This is a genomic window from Arthrobacter sp. BI5 (assembly GCF_056680065.1).
In genome coordinates, this window is sequence record NZ_CM155264.1 from 2,605,449 (window position 1) to 2,627,783 (window position 22,335).

A 22,335-nucleotide genomic window follows, 5' to 3' on the forward strand; every position below is an offset into this window, starting at 1 on the left:
GCAACCCTCAGCCCGCCGGTTCCAGCTCGACGTCGAACTCGACATCCAGGCCGAGGTCCAGGGCGGTGACGCTGTGGGTGAGCCCCCCGATCGAGATGACATCCACACCGGTGGCGGCGATGCCGGCCACGGTCGCGAGGCTGACGTTGCCGCTGGCCTCGACGCGGGCCCGCCCGGCGATGAGCTCGACCCCGTCAGCGAGTTCGATCAGCGAGAAGTTGTCCAGCATGATGGTGTCCACGCCCGCGGCCAGCACGGGTTCAATCTGCTCCATGCTGTCCACCTCCACCTCGAAATGCGTGGTGTGCCCCAGCCGCGCCTTGGCGTCGCGCAGCACCTCGGTGAGCTTCGCCGGGTCCCCGCCGGTCAGGAGGGCCAGGTGGTTGTCCTTGGCCAGAACCGCGTCGGAGAGGCCGAAGCGGTGGTTCGCTCCCCCGCCGCAGCGCACCGCGTAGCGTTCCAGCACCCGCAGCCCCGGCGTCGTCTTCCGGGTGTCGGTAATCCGCGCCCGCGTGCCGGCCACCAGCGCCACGAATTCCGCGGTCCGGGTGGCGATCGCGCTCATCCGCTGCACCAGGTTCAGCGCCACCCGTTCGGCCAGCAGCACACCGCGGGCGTTGCCGGTCACCCGGGCCAGTGCGGTGCCGGCGTCGAAGGCCTCACCGTCCGCCACGAGCAGTTCGACGACGGCGGCCGGGTCCGCCAGCTTCATCGCCGCGGCGAACACCTCCCCGCCGCTGAAGACGCCGGGCACCCGGGCCGCGAGCACGGCGGTGGCGCGGGCACCTGCCGGGATCAGGGCCTGCGAGGTGATGTCGCCGTAGGGTGCGTCCTCTTGCAGGGCGGCGCGCAGCACGGCACCGACGGCGGCCGCCGGAAGGGTGCCGGCGAGAGCGGCCGCAGGGACGACGGCGGGAAGGGCGGCGGCAGGTGCTGTCATGACGGAATCCTTTGTTTCGGGCGGGATACGGCGGCATACCGGTGGCCGTGCGGGCCGGCCGGCGGGGCGGACCGGGCCGGGGCTGCGAGCACCGCGGGCGGACCGGGGGCAACAGCGTCACTGGCGGCGTCGGCTGCATCGGCGCGGAAGTGGGCGCCGACCGAGCCGGTCCTGGCCCGGGCGGCCTCCACCAGCAGCCGGGCGGCCAGCAACAGGTTCCGGTCCTCGTACTCGGATTGAACCAGCCCCGCGTCCGCCACCCTCTCAGGCCGGACAACCGAGGCCCACGCAGCCAGTTGGGCAGCAGCAGCATCGAGCTCAGCCCCCGAACGCAACACCCCGGCAGCGCCAGTCATCAACCGCCCCAGAGCCTCCCGCGAAAACGACCCTGGACCAGGCCCAGACTCCACAAGACCATCGGGCAAGCTGGCCGGGTGATACTCCTGGGCGGCACCCGGGGCCGGCTGCCCACCGTCGTTCGACGGTGTTCCGGAAGCGTGCGTCAAGGCGAGGCCGCCAGCGGCCGAGACAGCACGCGGAGGAACGGCGTCGCACGACGCCCCAACTGACGCCCAGTCCGTTTCGCCAGCGAGGAAGTCCTCCACGGCCCGTCGCCCGAACACCAGCCCTTCGAGCAGCGAATTACTGGCCAACCTGTTGGCACCCTGCGCGCCCGTGCAGGCGGTCTCGCCCGCCGCGTACAGCCCCGGTACCGAGGTGCGTCCGGACAGGTCCGTCGCGACCCCGCCCATCCAGTAGTGCGCGGCCGGGGATACGGGGAGCGGCTCGGCGGTCCAATCGTAGCCGGCAGCGCGGGTGGCCGCGGTGATGGTGGGGAACCGCCGGGCCAGGAAGCCGCAGCCGCGGGCGGCTTCAATGCCCCGTGCATCCAGGTACACCGGGCTGTCCGCCGGCTGCCCGGTGGCCGCCAGGTGCAGTGCGATGCTGCGGGAGACGACGTCGCGCGGTGCCAGTTCGGCATCGGGGTGGAAGTCCGGCATAAAGCGGTGGCCGGCGGCGTCCAGCAGGAGCGCGCCCTCGCCGCGCACCGCCTCGGAGATCAGCAGCGCGGGCGGCCCCCCGGGCACCTCGGCCGCGGCCAGGGTGGTCGGGTGGAACTGGAAGAACTCCAGGTCGCGGACGGCAGCACCCGCGCGCCAGGCCAGGGCGAGGCCGTCGGCGGTGGCCACCGAAGGATTGCTGGTGCGGGCAAACAGCCGCCCGGCGCCGCCGGTGGCGAGCAGCACCGCGTCGGCGTCGAGCCGCTTCAGCTCCCCGCCGGCCAGGTAGGCGACGCCCGTGACGGCTCCCTCCGCGGCGCCGTCCGCCGGATCACCGCCGCCGGTCAGCAGTTCGGTGACGAAGGCGCCGGTCTCCACCCGGAGCCTGCCCTGCACGGCGCGGTCGAGCACGGCCGCCACGAGCGCCCGGGCGATGCAGGCCCCGGTCGCGTCACCGCCGGCGTGCAGGATGCGGGCGGCGGAGTGCGCGGCTTCGAGTCCCAGCGCCGGGCCGCCGTCGGCGCGGACGTCGAAGTCCACGCCGAAGCGGCGCAGCCCCGCGATATCCCGGACGGCTTCGGTGCACAGGATCCGCACGGCGTCGGGATCGTTCAGCCCGGCACCGGCGGCGAGGGTGTCGGCAATGTGCGCCGCCACCGAGTCACCCGCGGCGGCCTCACCCGGTGCCAGCACGGCGGAGATGCCGCCCTGGGCGTAGAAGGTGTTGCTCTCCTCGAGCGCGCCCTTGGTCAGGAGAACCACCTCGGCGGCCGGCGCCCCGGTTGGCCAGGCATTGGAGCCCGGATCGGAGGCGAGCAGCGCCGCGTACAGCCCGGCGATCCCGCTGCCGACAACGACGAGCCGCCTGGTCACGGCCGCGCCGCCAGCATACGTTCCAGGGCCACGCGGGCGGGGGCGGCGACGTCGTCGGCCACCGTGATGCGGTTGACCACCTCGCCGCGGACCAGGGATTCCAGGACCCAGGCCAGGTAGCCGGGGTGGATGCGGTACATCGTGGAGCAGGGGCAGATCACCGGGTCCAAGCAGAAGATGGTGTGCTGCGGGTTCTCCGCGGCCAGCCGGTTGACCAGGTTGATCTCGGTGCCGACGGCGAAGACGGTGGGCTCGGTGGCGGCGGCAATGGCTTTGCGGATGAAGTCGGTGGAACCGGCGGCGTCCGCGGCATCGACCACCTCCATGGGGCACTCCGGGTGCACGATGACCTGCACGCCCGGGAACTCGGCGCGGGCCTTCTCGATCTGGGCCACGTTGAAGCGCTTGTGGACCGAGCAGAAACCGTGCCACAGGATCACGCGGGAGTCCTGCAGGGCCTGCTCCCCGTTGCCGCCGAGGTCCTTGCGCGGATTCCACATCGGCATCTGCTCCAGCGGCACGCCCATGGCTTTGGCGGTGTTGCGGCCCAGGTGCTGGTCCGGGAAGAACAGCACCCGCTGGCCGCGCTCGAACGCCCATTCCAGGACCGTGGCGGCGTTCGAGGAGGTGCAGACAATGCCGCCGTGCTCGCCGCAGAAGCCCTTGAGCGCCGCCGAGGAGTTCATGTAGGTGACGGGGATGACGGGCACCCGGCCGTCGGCGTCGGGCTCGGTGCCGAACAGCTCCTCCAGCTGTTCCCAGCACTCGGTGACCGAATCGATGTCCGCCATGTCCGCCATCGAACAGCCCGCGGCGAGGTTCGGCAGGATCACGGCCTGCTCCGGCCGGGACAGGATGTCCGCGGTTTCGGCCATGAAGTGCACGCCGCAAAAAATGATCGCCTCGGCGTCCGGCCGGGTCAGGGCCGCGTTGGCCAGCTGGAAGGAGTCGCCCACAAAGTCGGCGTATTCGACCACCTCGTCGCGCTGGTAGAAGTGGCCCAGGATGACGGCCCGGTCCCCCAGCGCCGCCTTGGCGGCCCTGATCCGGGCGTCCAGTTCGGCGTCGCCGGCCAGGCGGTACTCCTCCGGGAGCTGGCCCTGCCGCGGGGTGGACGGCGGGGCGACGTCGGCCACAGAAGCTCCGGGGCCGTAGGCGGGCACACCGGCAAGGGCCTCGGCGAGGTCGTAGTCCCAGGGGCCCCGGGCGAGCGCCGGGCTGCAGGTGGACCCCGCCGCTGCAATGCCCGTGGCGCTGGCGGCCTGTTCGCGCGTGATCAGCTGGATCGCCGTGTTGACGCTGCTCATGGTGTGCTCCTGTTGTCTGGATCGAGGCCGGGGCGGCCGGTAAAGCGGTAGAGGCGGGGCGGGCGGTGCTTGCCGCCTTGCAGGTATTCGTCGGTTTCTTCGATTTCCGGGGTGGCCTTGATCTGGCGGCGGAAGTTGGCCGGGTCCAGCTCGCGGTCCAGGACTGCCTCGTAGACCTCCCGGACCTGCGCGAGGGTGAAGTATTCGCCGAGCAGGTGGTAGGCGATCGAGCCGTAGGCCATCTTGTTCCGCAGCCGCCAGAGCGCGTAGTCGATGATCGTCTTGTGGTCGAACGCCAGCTCGCCCAGCCGGTCGGCCCGGAACCAGCGGACGTTTTCGGATTCGTCGGCGAGCGCGGCCTCGGTGGGCTGCACCAGCGCCCAGTACACGATCGACACCACACGCTGGGTGGGCGAACGGTGCAGGCCGCCGAAGGCGTAAAGCTGCTCAAGGTAGCTCGGCGCCAGGCCGGTGGTCTCGCGCAGGTTGCGTGAAGCGGCATCCTGCAGCGACTCGTTGTGCGTCAGCGGACCGCCGGGCAGCGCCCAAAGGCCCTTGAAAGGCTCGCGGATCCGGCGCACCAGCGGGATCCAGAGCGTGGGCCGGCCGGAACGTTCGCTCGGCCGGAGCGCGAAGATCACCGTGGAAATCGCCAGCGACGGCGGCGCGAGCTGGCGCTCCGAGACGTTGGCTGGAGAGGTGTAAACGGTGATCGACCCCCGCTATCCTTCGGCCCGGGCCCTCCTGTGGGGACCGCCCGGCCGGCTCCGGCCCTACCGCCGGAGTAGTTATAGTCAAGTTGACTAGAACTAATTCTACGACGGCGGCCGCCCGGTACAAAATGTTGCTGCCCCCGGCCCGGCGGCCCGGGCTGGTTCCGGCCTACTGGCCCCGTGCGGCGGCTTCGAGCAGCGGCAGGGTCCGGCCCTCGAAGTGGGTGTTGAGCACGATCACCGAAGAAGAGCGCAGCACGGTCCGGGTGGCGATCATCGCGTCCAGCACGCGCTGCAGGTCGGAGTTGGAGCGGGCGGCAATCCGGGCCATCAGGTCCGAGCCGCCGGACACGGTGTGGATCTCGATCAGCTCGGGGATGCGCGCCAGGGCCTCTACGACGGCGTCGTGCCCAAGGTCCTGGTTGATGGTCAGCGAGCAGAACGCGACCACCGGATAGCCAAAGCGGGCCGGGTCCGGCTGCGGCACCCAGGAACCGATGACGCCGCTGTCCTGCATCCGGTCCAGCCGCGACTGGACGGTGGCACGGGCGACCTTGAGCACCCGGGACGCCTCCAGCACGGAGGCCCGAGGAGAGTCCGTGAAGAATCGGACAATTTTGGCATCCAGCGGATCCACGTTCACGTCAGTTTCCTTATCCCGGGGCATTTCACAGCACAAATCGTCAGCATCAGGGCCAGCCCCTCAACAAACTGCAACCATGCTCTCACGCCCGGCGCGCCCGCGGGCCCCTCCGGGACGGTAAATTCGAATGGTCCCAAAAGGACGCACCCACCACCGTAAGAAGGTTCGCCAGCATGACAACGAAGTCCACCGCGGAGCGCCCGGCCCTGAAACTCGGCCACAGCATGTTGCCCCGCCAGCTCACCATGATGGGACTCGGCAGCGCCATCGGCGCCGGCCTGTTCCTCGGATCGGGGGCCGGAATCCAGGCCGCCGGACCGGCCGTCCTGATCTCCTACCTGGTCGCGGGCACCCTGATCATCATCGTCATGTGGGCCCTCGGCGAGATGGCCGCTGCCAACCCGAACAGCGGCGCGTTCTCCGTGTACGCCGAGAGGGCCATGGGGAAGACCGCCGGCGCCACCGTGGGCTGGCTCTGGTGGCTGCAGCTCGTCGTCGTCATCGCTGCGGAGGCCCTCGGCGCGGCCGGGCTGCTCTTCACGGTCTGGCCGGCCGTCCCGGTCTGGGGGCTCGCGCTGATTTTCATGGCGGTCTTCACGGCCATCAACCTCGCCGGGGTGAAGAACTTCGGCGAGTTCGAGTTCTGGTTCGCGATCCTCAAGGTCGCCGCCATCCTGCTGTTCCTGGCCATCGGCGCCGCGCTGCTGTTCGGCTGGCTGCCGGACGTGCCCAGTCCGGGTCTGAGCAACATCACGTCCAACTTCGCCCCGGCCGGCCTTGGCGGCATCGCCACGGCACTTTTTGTGGTGATCTTCGCCTTCGGCGGCACGGAAATCGTCAGCGTTGCCGCGGCCGAGACCGAGAACCCCGAACGCAGCGTCGGCCACGCGATCCGCACCGTGGTCTGGCGGATTCTGGTCTTCTACATCGGCTCCGTCTTCGTCATTGCCGCCGTGCTTCCGTCGACGTCGACGGCGCTCAAGTCCCCGTTCGCAGGCGTCCTGGACCTGGCCCGTATCCCCGGCGCCGGTGCCGCGATCACCTTGGTCGCCGTCGTCGCCCTGCTCTCCGCCCTCAACGCGAACCTGTACGGCGCTTCCCGGATGGCCTACTCGCTCTCCGAGCGCGGCGAAGCCCCGCGGTTCCTGTCGCGGCTCAACCACGCCCGGGTTCCGGTCATCGCGGTCAGCATCTCGGTGGCCTTCGGCTTCCTGGCCGCCGTGCTTGAACTGCTGTTCCCGGAACAGATCCTGCCGGCACTGTTCCAGCTGGTCGGCTCCACCTGCCTCGTGGTGTGGGGCTCGGCCCTGGTGTCCCAGCTGATCCTGCGGCGCCGCGCGGACCGTGCGGGCACCGAGCTGCCGCTGCGGATGAAGGGCTTCCCAGGGATCACCATATTCGGACTGGTACTCCTGGCCCTGATCTTCGCCGTCGGCTTCAGCAGCCCGGACAGCAGCCGGCAGCTCTTCAGCACGATGGCGTTGATCGCCGGCATCGCCGCGGCGTGCTGGGTCGGCGCCCGGCTCAGCCGCCGCGCCGCCCGGTAGCCGAGTCGCCGGGACCGTAGAGGGCTGCACAAATTGCTAAGCACATCGGCGCCGGCGCGGGCGGGTTTGTGCAGACTGGCCAGCATTTCCTGAGCTGATTGCCCAGCACCCACCACGTGACTAGGGTCACAGGCATGGACACACTCCCCCTCGCGGCACCCGGTGACGACGCCGGGCCGCTCACTCCCGCCCAGCTCCGCGAGCTGTACTCGCTGATGGTCGCCGTCCGGCACCTCGACACCTCGGCGATCGCCTGGCAGCGGCAGGGCATCATCCCCGGCTACGCCCCCGAATTCGGCCAGGAGGCGGCCCAGGTGGGCAGCGGCTACGCCGTGGACACCACCCGCGACTTCGTCTTCCCCACCTACCGCGAGATGGGCGTCGCCCGGACCATGGGCGTGGACATGGTGGGCTACATGTCCACCCACAAGGCCACCTGGCACGGCGGCCTGTACAACCCGGCGGAGTCCCGGCTGGCCCCGATCCAGGCCGTCGTGGCCGGGTCCGTGCTGCACGCCGTCGGCTGGGCCCACGGCCAGACCCTGGACCAAAAAGACGGCGTCGCGCTGACCTATTTCGGCGACGGCGCCTCGTCGCAGGGCGACGTCCATGAGGCGATGAACTTCGCGGCGGTGATGAAGGCCCCCGTGGTCTTCTTCGTCCAGAACAACGGCTGGGCCATCTCCGTGCCCACCGAACGCCAGGTGGCCGGCGGCTCGGTCGCCGCCCGCACCGCCGGCTACGGGATGCCGGCGCTGCAGATCGACGGCAACGACGTCGTCGCCGTCGTCGAGGCGACCCGCCGCGCCTTCGCGCACGCGCGCGGCGGCAACGGCCCCGTGCTGATCGAGGCCATGACCTACCGCCGCGGGCCGCACTCGACCTCCGACGACCCCGGCCGCTACCGCTCCCTCGACGAGGAGCGCGACGGCGCCGGCGAGGACCCGCTGGAGCGCCTCAAGCAGCAGCTGCTGGCCGAGGGCATCGCCGACGAAGCCTTCTTCGCAGAGGCCCTTGCCGCCGCCAAGGCCGAGGAGGAACAGATCCGCACCGGCATCCAGGCCCTCGGATCCCGACCCGGCGCCGAAATGTTTGACCTGGTCTTCCAGGAAACTACCCCTGCCCTGCAGGCCCAGGCCGCCAACTGGCGCGAGGAGTCCGAACATGTCTAACTCGATTCTCGAAGGCGCAACTATGGCAGGCGACAACGCAGAAAGCACAGCCTCCAGCACCACCGTGATGTCCATGCAGCAGGCACTCAACCGGGCCCTGGACGAGGTGCTCGCGGACAATCCCAAGGCCGTGATCTTCGGGGAGGACTGCGGCCGGCTCGGCGGCGTCTTCCGGATCACCAACGGGCTGCAGGCCAAACACGGCGCGCAGCGGGTCTTCGATACCCCGCTGGCGGAATCCGGCATCCTCGGCATGTCCGTCGGGCTGGCGATGGCCGGTTTCCACCCCATCCCCGAGGTCCAGTTCGACGGCTTCGCCTATCCGGCGATCAACCAGATCGTCTGCCAGATCGCGCGGATGAACTACCGCAGCCGCGGCACCCTGCCGATGCCGATCACCCTGCGGGTTCCCAGCTTCGGCGGCATCCGCGCCCCCGAACACCACGGCGAAAGCCTGGAGGCGCTCTTCGCCCACGTGCCCGGGCTCAAGGTGGTCTCGCCGTCGAACCCGCACGAGGCCTACCACCTGCTCAAGTACGCCGCCACGCGGCCGGACCCGGTGATCTTCATGGAGCCGAAGTCCCGCTACTGGCAAAAGGGCGAGGTGGACCTGGCCGCGCACGATGCCGCCGGCGGCCCACCGGAGGGCGCCAAGGTCATGCGCGAAGGCCGGCACCTCACGCTCGTGGCCTGGGGCGCCATGGTGGCCCGCTGCCTCCAGGTGGCCGAGCTCGCGGCCGAGGACGGGATCGACATCGAGGTCCTGGACCTGCGCTGGCTCAAGCCGATCGACGCCGAGGCGCTGGCCGCGTCGGTGCGCAAGACGCGCCGCGCCGTCGTCGTCCATGAGGCGCCGCTAACCTCCGGACTGGGCGCCGAGGTGGCGCAGCTGATCACGCAGAGCTGCTTCGACACGCTCAAGGCGCCGGTGGAGCGTGTGACCGGCTTCGACGTCCCGTACCCCTCCGGTGACCTCGAAGATGAATACATCCCGAACATTGACCGGATCCTCTTCGGCATCCAGCGAGTATTGGAGTACAAACGTGGCTGAAATTTCCTTCCCGCTCCCGGACCTGGGCGAGGGCCTGATCGAGGCGACCGTGCTGGAATGGCTGGTCGCGCCCGGCGACCAGGTGGAGCGGAACCAGCCGCTCGTGGAGGTCGAAACCACCAAGTCGGCCGTCGAATTGCCCAGCCCGCAGGCAGGTAAGGTAGTGCGTATCCACGGCGGGCCCGGCGACAAGATCAACGTCGGCGAGCCCCTGATCGTGTTCGAGGTGCCGGACAACACCGCCGGCATCGTGGGCACGGTCCCGAAGGAAGAGGCACCGAAGCGCCGGGTCCGCCTGAGCGCCGTACTTGATGAGGACTGACACCATGAGCGGCAGGCACACCGGCGAGCAGCATTCCCACACGGTCGAGGGCACCGACCCGCAGCTTTACGTGGGGGTGCACGATCCCAAGCACGACGCCGGGCTGCGTCCGGTCCTGCTACTGCACGGCTTTTCCTCCTCCGCCAAGCTCAACTGGGAGGACACCGGCTGGATCGCCGCCCTCACCGACGCCGGCCGCCGCGTGATCACCGTGGACCTGCCCGGCCACGGCCGCAGCGGCGCCCCCGAGGACCGGGACTCCTACTCCCCCAGCCGGATCCGGGCGGATCTTTTGCAGATCGCGTTCGACGCCGGCGCCCGTCCCCTGCGCGACGGCGACCCGGCCAGCGGCCTGGACGTCATCGGCTACTCGCTGGGCTCCCGGCTGGCCTGGGAATTCGGCGCCACCCAGCACGAACTGGTCCACCGGCTGGTGCTCGGCGGCCCCAACGTGGCGGACCCGCTGGCGGAGTTCGACCTGGTTGCCGCGCAGCGCTACCTGGCCGACGGCACGCCCATCGCGGACGCTTCCACGGCCGGGCTGCTGAAGATGGCACAGCTGCTGCCCAGCAACAACATATTCGCCCTGCTGTCCCTGGTCGAGGCGATCAAGGATGAACCGTTCGACCCCGCCGAGGCCGTCCCGCAGATGCCTGTGCTGCTCGTTGCCGGAGAAAACGACGAGCGGGCCGCCTCCATGCCTGAACTCGCGGCCCTGGGCGCCAAGGCCGGGGCGATGGTGGAACAGCTCATCCTGCCGGCCCGGAACCACACGAATGCCGTCACGAGCAGGGCCTTCAAACAGGGCGCCATCAGCTTCCTGGGCGTCTAAGCGGCGCGGCTGCTCTACAACAGGCGAACACAAGAGAGGCACGGACCGCGGTCCGTGCCTCTCTTGTGTTGTGCGTTTCTTGTGTTGTGCGTTCCCTACCGGAATCGCAACCTTAGTGGTGGCGGCTGACGCCCAGCGCGCGGCCGCGGGTTTCCTTGGCCAGGATGACGCCGACGGCGGAGATAACGCAGAGGATCATGATGTAGATGCCGATGGAACCGGTCCACTTGGTGCTCTGCAGCAGGGCCTCAGCGATGGTCGCCGCGAAGGCGCCGCCGAGGATGGCACCGAACGCGTAGCCGATGGAGATGCCCGAGTAGCGGACGTTGGCCGGGAACATCTCGGCGTACATCGCCGACATCGGGCCGTAGGACAGGCCCAGGCCGATGGTCAGTACAAACAGTGCCACGCCGTAGAGCACGATGTCCTTGGTGTCGATCAGGGCGAACATCGGGATCATCCAGGCGAACACGATCCCGTAGCCGATCAGGAAGGTCTTGACCCGGCCAATCTTGTCAGAGAGCCAGCCGCCGACCAGGGTGAAAATCAGCCAGCCGAAGGATGCCAGCGTGGTGGCCAGCAGGATCTGCGGGGTGGGCATCTTCAGCGATTTGGTGGCGTAGGAGATGAAGAAGGCGATCAGCAGGTAGCCGGCGGCGTTGTTGCCGATGAAGATCATCGTGGAGTAGAGGACGGCCTTCTTGTGCTTGCGGACCAGCTCGCCGAGCGGCGCCTTGCTTTCTTCCTTGCGCTCCTGCATCTCCTGGAAGACCGGGCTCTCGGCCACGGCGCGGCGGATCAGGTAACCGACCACAATCAGCACGATCGAGAGCAGGAACGGCATGCGCCAGCCCCAGGCGGCGAAGTCGTCCTTGGACATGGACGTGTTGAGGAAGTACAGCAGGCCGGTGGCGAGGATCATGCCTACCGGAACGCCGATCTGCGGGTAGGCGCCGAACAGGCCGCGCTTGCTCATCGGTGCGTGCTCCACGGCCATCAGGGCTGCACCGCCCCATTCGCCGCCGGCGGAGAAGCCCTGGATCACGCGGAGCGTGATGAGCAGGATCGGGGCCCACACGCCGATCTGGGCGTAGGTGGGCAGCATGCCGATCAGCGCCGTCGCGGCACCCATCATCACGAGGGTGAAGACCAGCATGGCCTTGCGGCCGAGGCGGTCGCCGAGGTGGCCTGCGATGACGGCGCCGAGCGGGCGGAACAAGAAGCTGATGCCAATCAGGGCGAAGGAGAGGATCTGCGCCAGGCCCGGGTTGGAGGCGTTCAGGGGTGCGAGGAAGAGCGGGGACAGCAGCGTTGCTGTCAGCTGGGCGAAGATGAAGAAGTCGTACCACTCGATCGTGGTACCGACCAGCGTCCCGGCGAGGACCTTGCGTTCCTCATGCTTGCTGCTGGGGCCCGCCTCTGAATCGACGGTTGAAGTTACGGTCATTGGAACTCCGTTGCTGGGGGCAGGGGTACTGCCCGGGTGGGTGCGAAGTGAAAAACTAAATGCCTCATGAATTACTGATCGAACGGTCAGTTAGTAACTGTGATCTTACTACGAAAGTTGTGATAAAGCACACATTCCGACTGGTGCGTGTCTGGCGGGGCGCCCCCGGCTGGGAGTGCCGGCAGGCCGGGCTCTTGTTGGCTCCTTGCTGGAGTTCTATAATCGAACACAGCGTTCTTATATAGAACGTTGTGCCAGAACGGTACTGCACTGTGAGCCGGAGCACAAGACTCGCCGCCCGCCAATAGGATGGACTCCATGACCCCGAATGCCGGCAGCACCCAGGCCCCGCCGTCCCAGACCCTGTCCCGGGGCATCCGGGCCCTGGAGATCCTCGCCGATGCGCCGGAGCCGCTCACCATCGCCGAACTCGCCGACGCCATGGGCGTCCACCGCTCGGTCGCTTACCGCATCCTGCGCACGCTTGAGGACCACTCGCTGCTGGTGCGGGACGACGGCGGCCGGGTCCAGCCCGGCCCCGGACTGGCCGTCCTGGCCCGCGGGGTGGCCCGCAGCCTGCAGACCGCCGCCCTCCCGGAGCTCACTCAGCTGGCCAACGCCCTGACCATGAGCGCGTTCGTGGCCGTCTGGGACCGCGAAGACTGCGTTACCCTCGTGACGGTCGACCCGCGGCACACCGGCGCCGCCGTGGTCCAGCACCCCGGATCGCGGCACCCGGTCAGCGCCGGAGCACCGGGCATCGCGATCCAGTCCGCGCTCTCGGAACAGGAATGGCACCGCCTCGCCCCGGGCATCCCCTACCGGGCCGAAGCGGATGAGGCACGCCGGCGCGGTTACGCGTCCAGCCACGACGAGGTCATCCCAGGCGTCTCCTCGCTGGCCGTGCCCCTCCGGGTTCCCGGCGGCCGGCCGGCCGCCCTGGCGGTGGTTTACATCCGCGCCGCGCAGGATCCGGACGAGGTTGCCGTTGCCCTGACGGCGAGCGCCGCGCGCATCGAGGCGCAGCTGGGCTGACGCCCGAAGACTGCTCCACCGGCGATCCGGACAACCCCACGGTGACCGGGGACGTGCACGACAACGCCGCGACCGGCTGGCTAGGCGGCAGCCGTCGTCGTCTTTGTCCGCCGCTGGAGTACGACGGCGGCTGCCGCGCCGAGCAGGAACAGCGCCGCCGCTGCGCAGACCGGAACCAGGAACGCTGCCGAATAGCCGACGTTCTGTGCCAGCTGCCCCGCGACGGACGAACCCACCGCGGTTCCGGCGACAATGCCGCTGGCCAGTGCCGTCATCACCGTGCCGAGTTTCCCGTCCGGGGCCACGACGCCGCCGATGGCGAACACGGTGACCATCAGCGGACCGACCGGCAGGCCCAGGACCAGCAGCACCAGGATCATCGGCAGTGCGGTCGAGGGCAGCAGCAGCAGCGCCGCGAGCCCGGTCATTAGCGCCGCGCAGGCCAGCCAGCGGGCGCGGACGCTGAACCGCCGCGGCCAGTAGGCGACCGACAGCGCCGCGGCGGCCGAGCTCAGCCCCATCACGGCGTACAGCAGCCCCGCCAGTTCGGAGGTGGCGAAGCTGGCCGAGAAGGAACTCAGCGAGGTCTGGGTGGAGCCGAAGAAGGTGCCCATGCAGACCATGGCCAGGACCGGCAGCCCGACGGCGGCGTAGCCGGCCACCCGCTGCCCCAGCGTCAGGGCTTGCCGCTGCACCCTGGCGGCATCCGAGGCCGCCCGGCTCCGCGCCGGGGTACGCGGCACGGCGCGGTGCGTCGGGTGCACGGCGAAGGCGGGAACCAGGGTGAGGGTGAGCGCGGCGGCGAGGGCGAGCGGCAGCCAGGGGCTGACCAGGCTGGCAAGGATTCCCACCAGGGCCGGTCCCAGCACAAAAGTCAGCTCGTCGGCGGTGCTCTCATAGGACAGCGCGGTGTCCAGGTCTTGCGGGTGTCCGCCGCCGGCGCCGCGGGCGCTCAGGGCCATCCAACGGACCCGTGCCAGCGGGCCGACCTGGGGGCAGCTGGCGCCGGCGACGAACGCCGCGGCGAGCACCGGTACGGCGGCAGCCAGCTCCGGACCGCCCGGGACCAGGTACGCGGCGAGGATCAAAGCGGTCACGGCCAGCGTGTTGAAGACCGCGGAAAAGAGCAGGACGGGGCGTTGGCCGAGCCGGTCGGCCAGGGCCCCCAGCACCGGGGCGCCGAGTGCCGAACCGATGCCGACGGCGCCGGCTGCGGCGCCGCCCACCGCGTAGGAGCCGCTGACAGCGGTGACGAGGGTGAGGGCGCCGACGGTCAGCATGGCGAGGGGAAGTCGGGCGAAGAGTCCCAGCGGGATGAAAGTCCGGCCGGCCAGCAGGGGCAGCCGGGCGAAGCGGCCGCCGCTGCGGGGTGCTGCGGACACCGCAGCGGAAGGGGACGTCGTGGAAGACGGTGAAGGGGTCATGTTTCCGGGTTCGTTCGATCGTGCGCATCGTCCCTCCTCCCGATGCGCGCGACCCGGTAACCCTGCGATTATACCCGAGCCGGCAGGCCTCAGGCCTGGACGTCGTCCAGGATATGCAGGGTGGAACCGTTGCGGCCCTTGACCACCTGCTGCTGCGTGGTGATCCGCTGCTTCATTTCCGCCACATGGCTCACCAGGCCCACCACCCGGCCGCCGTCGCGGAGCCCTTCGAGCGCGTCCATGACCTGTTCCAGGGACTGTTCGTCGAGGCTGCCAAAGCCCTCGTCCACGAAGAGCGTCTCAATGTCCACCCCGCCGGATTCCATCTGCACCACGTCCGCCAGCCCCAACGCCAGGGCCAGCGACGCCATAAAGGATTCCCCGCCGGAAAGCGTGGCGGTGTCGCGGCGCTGGCCGGTCCACTGGTCCACCACTTCCAGGCCCAGCCCGGATTTCTGCCCGCGGGCTGCCTTGGCGTCGGTGTGCTGCAGGGTGTACCGGCCGTCGCTCATGCCGATCAGCCGCTCGGAGGCCGCGGCTGCCACCTGTTCCAGCCGGGCGGCGAGCACGTAGCTGTTCAGGCTCATCCGGTAGTTGTTGTCGCCGCCGCCCCGCGCCGCCTCGGCCACGGCGCTCCACAGCGCCGCCCGTTCCCGGGGCTCCCGCCCGGCGGCGGCCTGGTCCGCGTACTGTTCCGTGAGCCGGGCCAGGGTCCGCACCGACTTCGCGGCGAGTCCGGCGGCCAGGGCGGCTTCCCGGGCCGATCGATCCGCCGCTTCGGCGTCTTCCCGGAGCCGGGCGAGCACGGCGTGGTCCACCGGCCCGTCCGCTGCCAGCTCCCGGGCGGCCTGGGCGAGTTCCTCGCCGGCGAAGAGCTCCTCCAGCCGGGCGGTCTCGTCCTGGCCGGCCCGGACAGCCGCTTCCAGCCCGGCCGCCTCCGGGGCCGGGAGCAGCACAGCGCGGGCTGCGGCGGCGGACTCGAAGCCGGCTGCCGGCAGGGCCCGCTCCAGCTGGCTGCGGGACTCTGTGGTCCGTTCCCGGGCCTGATCGAGGCTGCCCGCGGCCGCGTCGGCCCGCTCCAGCAGGGCCGTCGTTCCGCGGACTGCGGCGAGCCGGGCGCCGAGCGTTGCGTGGCCGGAGCGCAGGCCTGCCAGGGCGGCGTCCAGGTCCCCGGCCTGCCCGCGGACCTCGCTGAGGGTGGACTCGGTCTGCACGATTCCCGCCGCGGCCTCCGTCCGGGCTTGCTCCGCCGCCAGGATCTCTTCCTCCAGCGCGGACCGCCGGGCCCGGTTGGCTGCGAGCTCCGCGGCGGCGCGCGTGGCTTCATCCACCCGTTCCTTCGCCTGCGCGGCGTCGCTGCGGGCAACGTCGGGCGCGGTGTCCCCGCCCTGCGCGGCCAGCACGGCGAGGCCCTGCCGGGCCTCGCCCAGCTCGCGTTCCAGCACCGACAGCGCGGCTTCGGCCGTCTCTGCTTCCTGCTGGGCGGCCTGTTCGGCTTCGGCGATGGCCAGCGCGGAGGCCGCGGCCGGCGCCGGAGCGGGATGTTCGGCGCTGCCGCAGACCGGGCACGGATGGTCCGGGACCAGCTGTGCTGCCAGCTCCGCGGCGGCGTTGGCGAGCCGCGCCTCCCGGAGGTCGAGCCAGTGCTGCCGGCGGTCCTGGTGCGTGTCGCGCGCCAGACGGTGGCGTTCCGTGATCCGGGCGCAGTTTTCCGCGGCCGAGGCGTGCCGGCCCACAATGGCGACAAGCTCGTTGGCGGCGGCGTACTCCTTGGTGCGCAGCTGGACTTCGGCGGCAAGTTCTTCAAGCGGGGCCAGCGCCGCCTGGAGAGCGGCGGACTCGGCCCGCAGCGTGTCCAGGACCGCGGCGCCGGCGAGGTGGGCAGTGCGGAGTCCGGCCAGGGTGGTCTGCAGTTCGGTGCTGCGCTTGAGGAGGGCGGCGAGCCGTTCCTCGTCCGGCAGCCGCTCTTCCAGGACCGCCCGGAGGGAGCGCAGCCGGCCGAGCTCGGTCCGCAGCACGCCGCCGTCGACGAGCGGGCCCTCAGCCCCGCCGGAATCCGGCAGCCCGGCGGCCAGCGCGGCCAGTTCCGGGTCGGTGAGCGCCGCGGACCGCAGCTCTGCGGCCGCGGCGGCGGCAGCAGCGGCAGCGCGTTCCTCTGCGGCCTGGGCGCTGTCGACCGCGTGCAGCTGGCCGCCGAGCACTTCGGCTTTCCGGTGTTGCTCCAGCCGTCCGGCCTTGTCCTGTAGCTCCGGGGCGGCTGTCTCGGCCGCTGCCCGGCGTTGTTCGGCTGCGGCGAGTTTTGCCTGCCGTGCGGCGCGCGCCGCCGTGTCCTCCAGCCGGGCGGCCAGCGCGGCGCCGGCGCTGTCTGCTGCGGCCGCCGCAGCCTGGCGTTCCCCGGCGGCCGTCGCGGCACCGTCCTCAAGCCAGGCCAGCAGCGCCTCGGCGTTCTCCCGCTCGGGTGCCCCGTCAGTATCAAGGCCGAGGCCCGCGGTTTCCGCTTCGGCCTGGGCCAGCAGCAGCGCGAGCTTGTTGTTGAGGCTTTCCACTGCACTGCGCGCCGCGGCGGCGCGTCGTCCCAGTTCCTGTTCCACCGCTTCGAAGCGCTGTGTGCCAAAGAGGCTTTGGAGCAGCACCAGCCGCTCGGAGGCTTTGGAGCGCAGGAAGGCCGCGAAGTCGCCCTGCGGCAGCATCACAACCCGGGTGAACTGTTCCCGGTCCATCCCCAGCAGGGCGGTGATCTCGGCGCCCGCTTCGTCGTTGCGGCCGGACTTTTCCAGCCATGCGCCGTCAACCCGCTCGCGCAGCAGGGTGTTGGCCTTTTGCTCGGTGAAACCGTTTTTGCCCCGGGCGCTGGGTTTGTTCCATGCGGGTGTCCGGGACACTTCGAAATGCCGGCCCTGGGCGGAGAACTCGCAGGTGACGCGCGGCTCCGCGGCGGGGTCGGCGTGGTCGCTGCGCAGCCGTTTGCCCTCTTGCCGGGCCCCTGGCACCGAGCCGTAAAGGGCAAAGCAGATGGCGTCCAGGACGCTGGTTTTCCCGGCCCCGGTGGCACCGTTGAGCAGGAACAGCCCGTGCGCGCTGAGCCGGTCAAAGTCGATCTGTTCGGTGCCGGCGAACGGGCCGAACGCGGAAATTTCCAGGCGGTGGATCCTCACCGGGACACCCCTTCCAGTCGAACGGCTTCAAGGGCTTCGGCCAGGATGGCGGATTCGGCCTCATCGGCACTGCGGCCGCGGACATGCTCGAGGAACCCGCAGCAAATTGAGAGGTCGTCGCCGGCCTGGGCCAGCCTGCTGCTGTAGCTGGTCCTCGCGGAAGCCTCGGCGCCTTCGGGGTCGAAGCCCAGGACGAGAGTGTCGGGAAAGCGTGCGCGGAGCCGTTCCATGGCCTGGTTCGGGCGTTGCGCGTCGGTCAGCGTGATCTGGCAGTACGCGCCCTCCGCCCAGGCGTGCTCCTCATCGGTGAGCAGGTCCTCCAGTTTGCCGCGCAAGACGGCGAGGCGGCGCGGGGCGTCCCAGTGGACTTCGGTGACGGCGGTGATGCCGCTGGCGTCGACGTCGATCAGCCAGCCGCCCTTCTGGTGCTTTGCCTCGGAGAACGAGTAGGCCAGCGGCGAACCGGAATAGCGGACGGCGGGCGAGAGCGACTGACGGCCGTGCAGGTGGCCCAGCGCGGTGTAGCTGAAGCCGTCGAAGAGATCCAGCGGCACGGCGCCCACCCCGCCGATGCTCAGGTCCCGTTCACTGTCCGAGCTGATCCCGCCGCTGGCGAACGTGTGGGCCAGCACCACCGAATGGACGGTCCGGTCCTTGGACCGGGCGGCGAGGTCCGCGCGGACCAGCGCGGTGGCGGCGCGCGTTACCTCGAAGTGGCTGGCCGACTCCACGCCCAGCTGGGCGGCGACCAGCCGCGGCTCCAGCCACGGGATCCCGTAGATCGCCAGCACCGGAGCCGCGCCAGCATCATTGGGCACAGCGTCAGTGGCTTCGGCGTCGTCCGTGAGCGGCAACAGCAGCGGCGTGTCCAGCTCCCCGAGCCGGGTGCGCAGGTGCACTCCCCCGCGCTCCAGCAGCCGGGAGGCAAAGCCGAGCCTGATGGCCGAGTCGTGGTTGCCGCTGGTCAGCACCACCTTCGCCCCGGCGGCGCTCAGCCGCACCAGGGCGTCGTCGAGCAGGCCCACGACGTCGACGCCGGGCAGCGCACGGTCGTACACATCGCCCGCGATCAGGACGACGTCGACCGACTCTTCGCGGACGACGCCGACCAGCTGGTCGATGAAGGCGCGCTGGGCGTCGAGCATCCCGACGCCGTGGAACGACCGGCCCAGATGCCAGTCCGAGGTGTGCAATAACCGCATGCCACTACGCTATCGGCTGCCACTGACACTCTTGCGCACCGGCCCCGCGCCGGGGGTGGCGGGCGTTACGGCGTGCGTTTATCGAAGAAGTCCCGCGCCTCGTCGGACGGGGCGACGGGCGCGGAAGGCGCGGCGGGCGCGACGGGCGCGGCGGGCGCGCCGTCGCCGTCGTCGGCGTCATGGCGACCGTCGCCGTCGTCGCCGTCGCCGTCGTCGCCAAACCCGCCCTCACGCGCCGCTCCCGGGTCAGCGGAAACCGGCACCGCGCGGCCCGGGGTGTGGGCAAAACCACGGAACACCAGTCCCGCAACAGCGGCGCCGACCAGCGGTGCCACCCAGAAGAGCCACAGCTGGCCCAGGGCATCCGGGCTGCTGAACAGCGCGGACGCCGTGGCGCGCGCCGGGTTGAAGGGGGTGTTCCCGATGCTCTGGCCCAGCTGCAGCAGCGCCGCCCAGCTCAGGCCCACGGCAAACGGCGCCGCTGCCCTGGCCGGGTTCCGGGCCGCCGCGGTGCCGAGGTAGACCGCCACCAGCAGGGCGGCGCCGAGCACCTCGACCAGCAGGACCCCGGCCATCGGTGCCTGGATGACCGAGCGCGCGTCGAAACCGGCCGCCACGGTATCGAACGCCGTACGGGTTCCGTTGAGCTTGGGGACGGTGCGCAGCACGCCGAACAAGGCCAGCGCCCCCAGCAGGGCGCCCGCTAGCTGCGCGCCAACGTAGGCGGCGGCGGCAACCGGCCTGATCCGGCCGGCGATCGCGTTGCCCACCGTCACGGCGGGGTTGAAGTGGCCGCCGGAAAGGTACCCGAAGGCCAGCATGGCCGCGGTGAGGGCCAGCCCCGCGGCCAGCGACGCGGACATCGGGTTGTACTGCGGCACGGCGAACAGCGGCACGCCCAGGCCCACGACCACCAGGAACAGGGATCCGAGGGCCTCGGCGGAGAGCCGGGCGGCCAGGCCCGGCCGGTCGTCGGGGACGGTACCCGGCTGGGCTCCGCCCGGTCCGGGGGCTGGCATGGGCTTGGTCATGGTCGAGGGGTTCCTTTGGCTGGGGGCAGGGTCTGCTTGGAGTCTGCCAGCGGAGTCTGGGCGTTGGCTGGAGCCCCGCCGGCCGCTACGGACCAAGGGCGATCGCAGCCACCGTGCTCGCGGCGAGCGCCAGAACGGCGGCGGTCGCACTGAACATCAGCAGCGCCGGGGCAGCGCCGGACGACGAGCGTAGCTGCCGGGAGCGCAACCGCACGCAGATCAACAGGACCGCAGTTGAGCCGAGCGCCGCGGCGGCACACAGGCCGAGGAAGTCAAAGCTGCCCGGGGTGCCGGTCCCCGGTCCGGACAGTGCCCAGGTGCGCCAGATAAACAGGTCGGCGACGGCGAGGGCCAGCAGGGTCCGGCCCCAGGACAGGGTGGTGCGCTCCGGCTGCAGCCCGGGGTCCCGCGGCGGCGCTGTCACCGGGCGATGAATATCAGGATTGCAATGGTGAGCGCGGCGATGGCGACCCCGACGGTCATGACCAGCATCAGCCCGGAGTAGGGCAGTTCCCGGTTGTTGCGCATGGCGGCTTCCATCCGGCCCCAGCGGTGGTACGCGAGCGCTGCCAGTCCGGCGCCAAGGAGCGCCAGCACGACGCAGATGGCGATGCGCAAGGGAGCCGGGGCAATGTTGGGCGCCAGCTGGTCGATGGCCAGGGCACCCGCGATCAGGGCCAGTGAGGTTCGCAGCCAGGCCAGGAAGGTCCGCTCGTTGGCCAGCGTAAACCTGTAGTCGGGCGTGCTGCCTGTCTTCCGCCTCGCTGGTTCGCGCATCGCTCTCCCCTGCTGGGTCCGCTGGTTGGGTCCGCGGCGCCGGGACCGCGAAGGCGCCGGGACCAAGACGGCGCCAACAGCACCCTACCGGGATATGGCGGGCACCCGTGACGTACGGGGCCCTCTCCGGGTCCCGCACCGGGTAAATTTGAAGGCATGAGCACTGAGCCCGGCAGCATCCCGGCGGCAGCCCCTGCGCCGTCCCACAAGTCCCGCATCCACGCCTGCCTGCTGGGAGGGGCGCTGGGCGATTCGCTTGGCTACGCCGTGGAATTCGAGAAGATCGACGCGATCCGCGCCACGTACGGACCCGCCGGGCTGCGGGACTTCACCGCGCTCGACGGCGGTAGCCACTTCTCCGACGACACCCAGATGACGCTGTACACCGTGGACGGCCTGCTGGAGGCGCTCGAGTGGGCGAATTCGGGCGTGGCGGCGGACACGAATGCGTGCCTCTGGCTTGCCTACCTGCGCTGGCTGGCCAGCCAGGGCGTCAAGCTGCCGGAGTCCGCGCCGTTCCAGACGCCGCGCTGGATCGACAGCCACGACGTGCTCCGGCACCGCCGCGCCCCGGGCAACGCCTGCCTCAGCGGCCTCGCCACCGGGGAAATGGGAACCGTGTACCGGCCGGTGAACCCGGAGTCCAAGGGCTGCGGCACGGTGATGCGGTCGGCCCCGTTCGGCTTGATCCCGTACGTCGCGGCGGACGCGGTGTACAAGATGAGCGCAGATGCGGCGTCCCTGACCCACGGGCACCCCTCGGCCCGGCAGAGCGCGGGCGTGTTCAGCCTGCTGATCCATGCGCTGGTCAGCGGCAAGGACCTGCATGAAGCCGCCGGCGCCGCGCTCTCGCAACTGCAGGAAGGCCGGCTGCCGAAGGGCGAAGATCCGGATCCGGCCCTGGTGGACCGCCTGGCGGCGGCACTGCGCCTGGCCGCAGCGGCAGCACCGGGGGCCGGCGGCGCGGCCGACGGCGCCGGCGGCCTGCTCGACGCCGAGGAACTGGTGCGGGAACTGGGCGAGGGGTGGGTGGCCGAGGAGGCTCTCGCCGTCGGGCTCTACGCCGTGCTGGCCACAGCCCCGGACCCGACGGCGGCCGGCGCCGCGGGCCCGGCGGAGCACTTCCGGGCCGCGATCGCGGTGGCGGTGAACCACAGCGGTGACAGTGACTCCACCGCTTCGATCGCTGGCAACATCCTCGGGGCGCACTACGGTGAGGACTGCCTGCCGGCGGACTGGCTGGCGGCGCTTGAGGCCCCGGAGGTGATCCGCGGCATGGCCGAGCGGCTGGCGGCAGTTACGGGCGCCTGAGCGAAATGTTGTTGCAGGCTTCGCAGACATCCTCGGGGATGAGGCCGCGGCGCTGCAGCAGCCCGAAGACCGCGCAGCCGAGGCAGAAGCCGGCGAAGGCCTCCAGCGAGGCGGCAAGGATGAGCACTGCGAGCAGGATCCAGGCGGCAGGCGCCAGACCCGCAGCGAAAAGCGCAGCGGCCGCCGTGGAGACGGCAGCGCCGATGCCCTGCGCGAAGCGCTTCGGCGGCCCGGGGACCAGCCGCTTCTTGCCCAGCAGCGGCGTCAGGACCTTGACCGAGAGCACGCCGAAGGGCGAAATCCGGGGCCCGAACAGCACCCGCAGCCAGAACCCGGCGGCGATGACCGCCAGCCCCCAGCCGAACCCGGTCAGGAGCGTCACGAGGGAGAGCAGGACCACCAGCGCCGCAGTGATCCGCGCCGAGTACTCATTCACCGGATTGGGGAAGGCGAACACCTTGGCCCAGTCGATTCCGCTCCGCGGGTCACCGGCGGGAGTCTGCGGTGGGCGTGCCGGTGCAGAGATCAGTTTGCTCATCGTTCAAGGCTAGG

20 protein-coding genes are annotated in these 22,335 nt (G+C 70.7%); 7 read left to right on the forward strand and 13 right to left on the reverse strand.

Features of this window, described 5'->3' with window-relative positions:
* Window positions 1–7: 7 nt before the first annotated feature.
* From nadC to AC1MED_RS11985, 5 genes are all read right to left on the reverse strand, one after another.
* Window positions 8–940, reverse strand: a complete 933-nt coding sequence (gene nadC, locus AC1MED_RS11965) for a carboxylating nicotinate-nucleotide diphosphorylase (protein WP_479783463.1) — start codon at window positions 938–940, stop codon at window positions 8–10.
* Window positions 937–2,814, reverse strand: coding sequence for an L-aspartate oxidase (locus tag AC1MED_RS11970; protein ID WP_479783464.1), 1,878 nt, complete (start codon window positions 2,812–2,814; stop codon window positions 937–939). Before AC1MED_RS11970 ends, nadC begins: the two co-directional genes overlap by 4 nt.
* Window positions 2,811–4,121: a quinolinate synthase NadA gene (gene nadA / locus AC1MED_RS11975; RefSeq protein WP_479783465.1), complete on the reverse strand. Its 1,311-nt coding sequence runs from the start codon at window positions 4,119–4,121 to the stop codon at window positions 2,811–2,813. The genes AC1MED_RS11970 and nadA overlap by 4 nt, the downstream gene beginning before the upstream one ends.
* Entirely contained in the window at window positions 4,118–4,834 is a 717-nt protein-coding gene (locus AC1MED_RS11980) for an NUDIX hydrolase (protein WP_346959317.1), read from the reverse strand. Before AC1MED_RS11980 ends, nadA begins: the two co-directional genes overlap by 4 nt.
* Window positions 4,835–5,003: 169 nt before the next feature.
* A complete protein-coding gene (locus AC1MED_RS11985; RefSeq protein ID WP_346959209.1) occupies window positions 5,004–5,477 on the reverse strand; it encodes an Lrp/AsnC family transcriptional regulator in 474 nt (157 codons plus the stop codon).
* Between the two features lie 173 nt (window positions 5,478–5,650).
* Between AC1MED_RS11985 and AC1MED_RS11990 the strand changes: the two genes are divergently transcribed.
* From AC1MED_RS11990 to AC1MED_RS12010, 5 genes are all read left to right on the forward strand, one after another.
* Window positions 5,651–7,024 carry an amino acid permease gene (locus AC1MED_RS11990; protein ID WP_479783466.1) on the forward strand — a complete coding sequence of 458 codons (1,374 nt, stop codon included), beginning with the start codon at window positions 5,651–5,653 and terminating at the stop codon, window positions 7,022–7,024.
* A 134-nt stretch (window positions 7,025–7,158) separates the two neighbouring features.
* Window positions 7,159–8,196, forward strand: coding sequence for a thiamine pyrophosphate-dependent enzyme (locus tag AC1MED_RS11995; protein ID WP_479783467.1), 1,038 nt, complete (start codon window positions 7,159–7,161; stop codon window positions 8,194–8,196).
* 22 nt (window positions 8,197–8,218) lie between these two features.
* Window positions 8,219–9,247 carry an alpha-ketoacid dehydrogenase subunit beta gene (locus AC1MED_RS12000; protein ID WP_479786666.1) on the forward strand — a complete coding sequence of 343 codons (1,029 nt, stop codon included), beginning with the start codon at window positions 8,219–8,221 and terminating at the stop codon, window positions 9,245–9,247.
* Window positions 9,240–9,569 carry a biotin/lipoyl-containing protein gene (locus AC1MED_RS12005; protein WP_056426240.1) on the forward strand — a complete coding sequence of 110 codons (330 nt, stop codon included), beginning with the start codon at window positions 9,240–9,242 and terminating at the stop codon, window positions 9,567–9,569. The genes AC1MED_RS12000 and AC1MED_RS12005 overlap by 8 nt, the downstream gene beginning before the upstream one ends.
* Window positions 9,570–9,573: 4 nt before the next feature.
* Complete coding sequence (locus AC1MED_RS12010; protein WP_346959206.1) at window positions 9,574–10,401, forward strand: alpha/beta fold hydrolase; 828 nt, start codon at window positions 9,574–9,576, stop codon at window positions 10,399–10,401.
* 112 nt (window positions 10,402–10,513) lie between these two features.
* Here AC1MED_RS12010 and AC1MED_RS12015 read toward each other — a convergent pair whose 3' ends face one another.
* On the reverse strand, window positions 10,514–11,848 hold the full coding sequence (locus AC1MED_RS12015) for an MFS transporter (RefSeq protein WP_479783468.1): 1,335 nt from the start codon (window positions 11,846–11,848) through the stop codon (window positions 10,514–10,516).
* Between the two features lie 318 nt (window positions 11,849–12,166).
* Between AC1MED_RS12015 and AC1MED_RS12020 the strand changes: the two genes are divergently transcribed.
* On the forward strand, window positions 12,167–12,883 hold the full coding sequence (locus AC1MED_RS12020; protein ID WP_479783469.1) for an IclR family transcriptional regulator: 717 nt from the start codon (window positions 12,167–12,169) through the stop codon (window positions 12,881–12,883).
* 80 nt (window positions 12,884–12,963) lie between these two features.
* On the opposite strand, the gene AC1MED_RS12025 is transcribed toward AC1MED_RS12020, so the two are convergent.
* The 6 genes from AC1MED_RS12025 to AC1MED_RS12050 form a co-directional block, all read right to left on the reverse strand.
* A complete protein-coding gene (locus AC1MED_RS12025) occupies window positions 12,964–14,307 on the reverse strand; it encodes an MFS transporter (RefSeq protein ID WP_479783470.1) in 1,344 nt (447 codons plus the stop codon).
* Window positions 14,308–14,396: 89 nt separating this feature from the next.
* Complete coding sequence (locus tag AC1MED_RS12030) at window positions 14,397–17,462, reverse strand: AAA family ATPase (protein ID WP_479783471.1); 3,066 nt, start codon at window positions 17,460–17,462, stop codon at window positions 14,397–14,399.
* A complete protein-coding gene (locus AC1MED_RS12035) occupies window positions 17,459–18,664 on the reverse strand; it encodes an exonuclease SbcCD subunit D (protein WP_479783472.1) in 1,206 nt (401 codons plus the stop codon). Before AC1MED_RS12035 ends, AC1MED_RS12030 begins: the two co-directional genes overlap by 4 nt.
* A 65-nt stretch (window positions 18,665–18,729) precedes the next feature.
* Window positions 18,730–19,695, reverse strand: coding sequence for an aquaporin (locus tag AC1MED_RS12040; RefSeq protein ID WP_479783473.1), 966 nt, complete (start codon window positions 19,693–19,695; stop codon window positions 18,730–18,732).
* Window positions 19,696–19,780: 85 nt separating this feature from the next.
* Window positions 19,781–20,119 (reverse strand): DUF202 domain-containing protein, encoded by a 339-nt coding sequence (locus tag AC1MED_RS12045; RefSeq protein WP_479783474.1) that lies wholly within the window; start codon window positions 20,117–20,119, stop codon window positions 19,781–19,783.
* Window positions 20,116–20,472, reverse strand: coding sequence for a YidH family protein (locus AC1MED_RS12050; protein ID WP_479783475.1), 357 nt, complete (start codon window positions 20,470–20,472; stop codon window positions 20,116–20,118). The genes AC1MED_RS12045 and AC1MED_RS12050 overlap by 4 nt, the downstream gene beginning before the upstream one ends.
* A gap of 156 nt (window positions 20,473–20,628) precedes the next feature.
* Between AC1MED_RS12050 and AC1MED_RS12055 the strand changes: the two genes are divergently transcribed.
* A complete protein-coding gene (locus AC1MED_RS12055) occupies window positions 20,629–21,783 on the forward strand; it encodes an ADP-ribosylglycohydrolase family protein (RefSeq protein ID WP_479783476.1) in 1,155 nt (384 codons plus the stop codon).
* Here the strand turns inward: AC1MED_RS12055 and AC1MED_RS12060 are convergent.
* Window positions 21,770–22,321: a DUF4395 domain-containing protein gene (locus AC1MED_RS12060; RefSeq protein ID WP_346959196.1), complete on the reverse strand. Its 552-nt coding sequence runs from the start codon at window positions 22,319–22,321 to the stop codon at window positions 21,770–21,772. The two genes, AC1MED_RS12055 and AC1MED_RS12060, sit on opposite strands and share 14 nt — an antisense overlap.
* Between the last annotated feature and the right edge of the window lie 14 nt (window positions 22,322–22,335).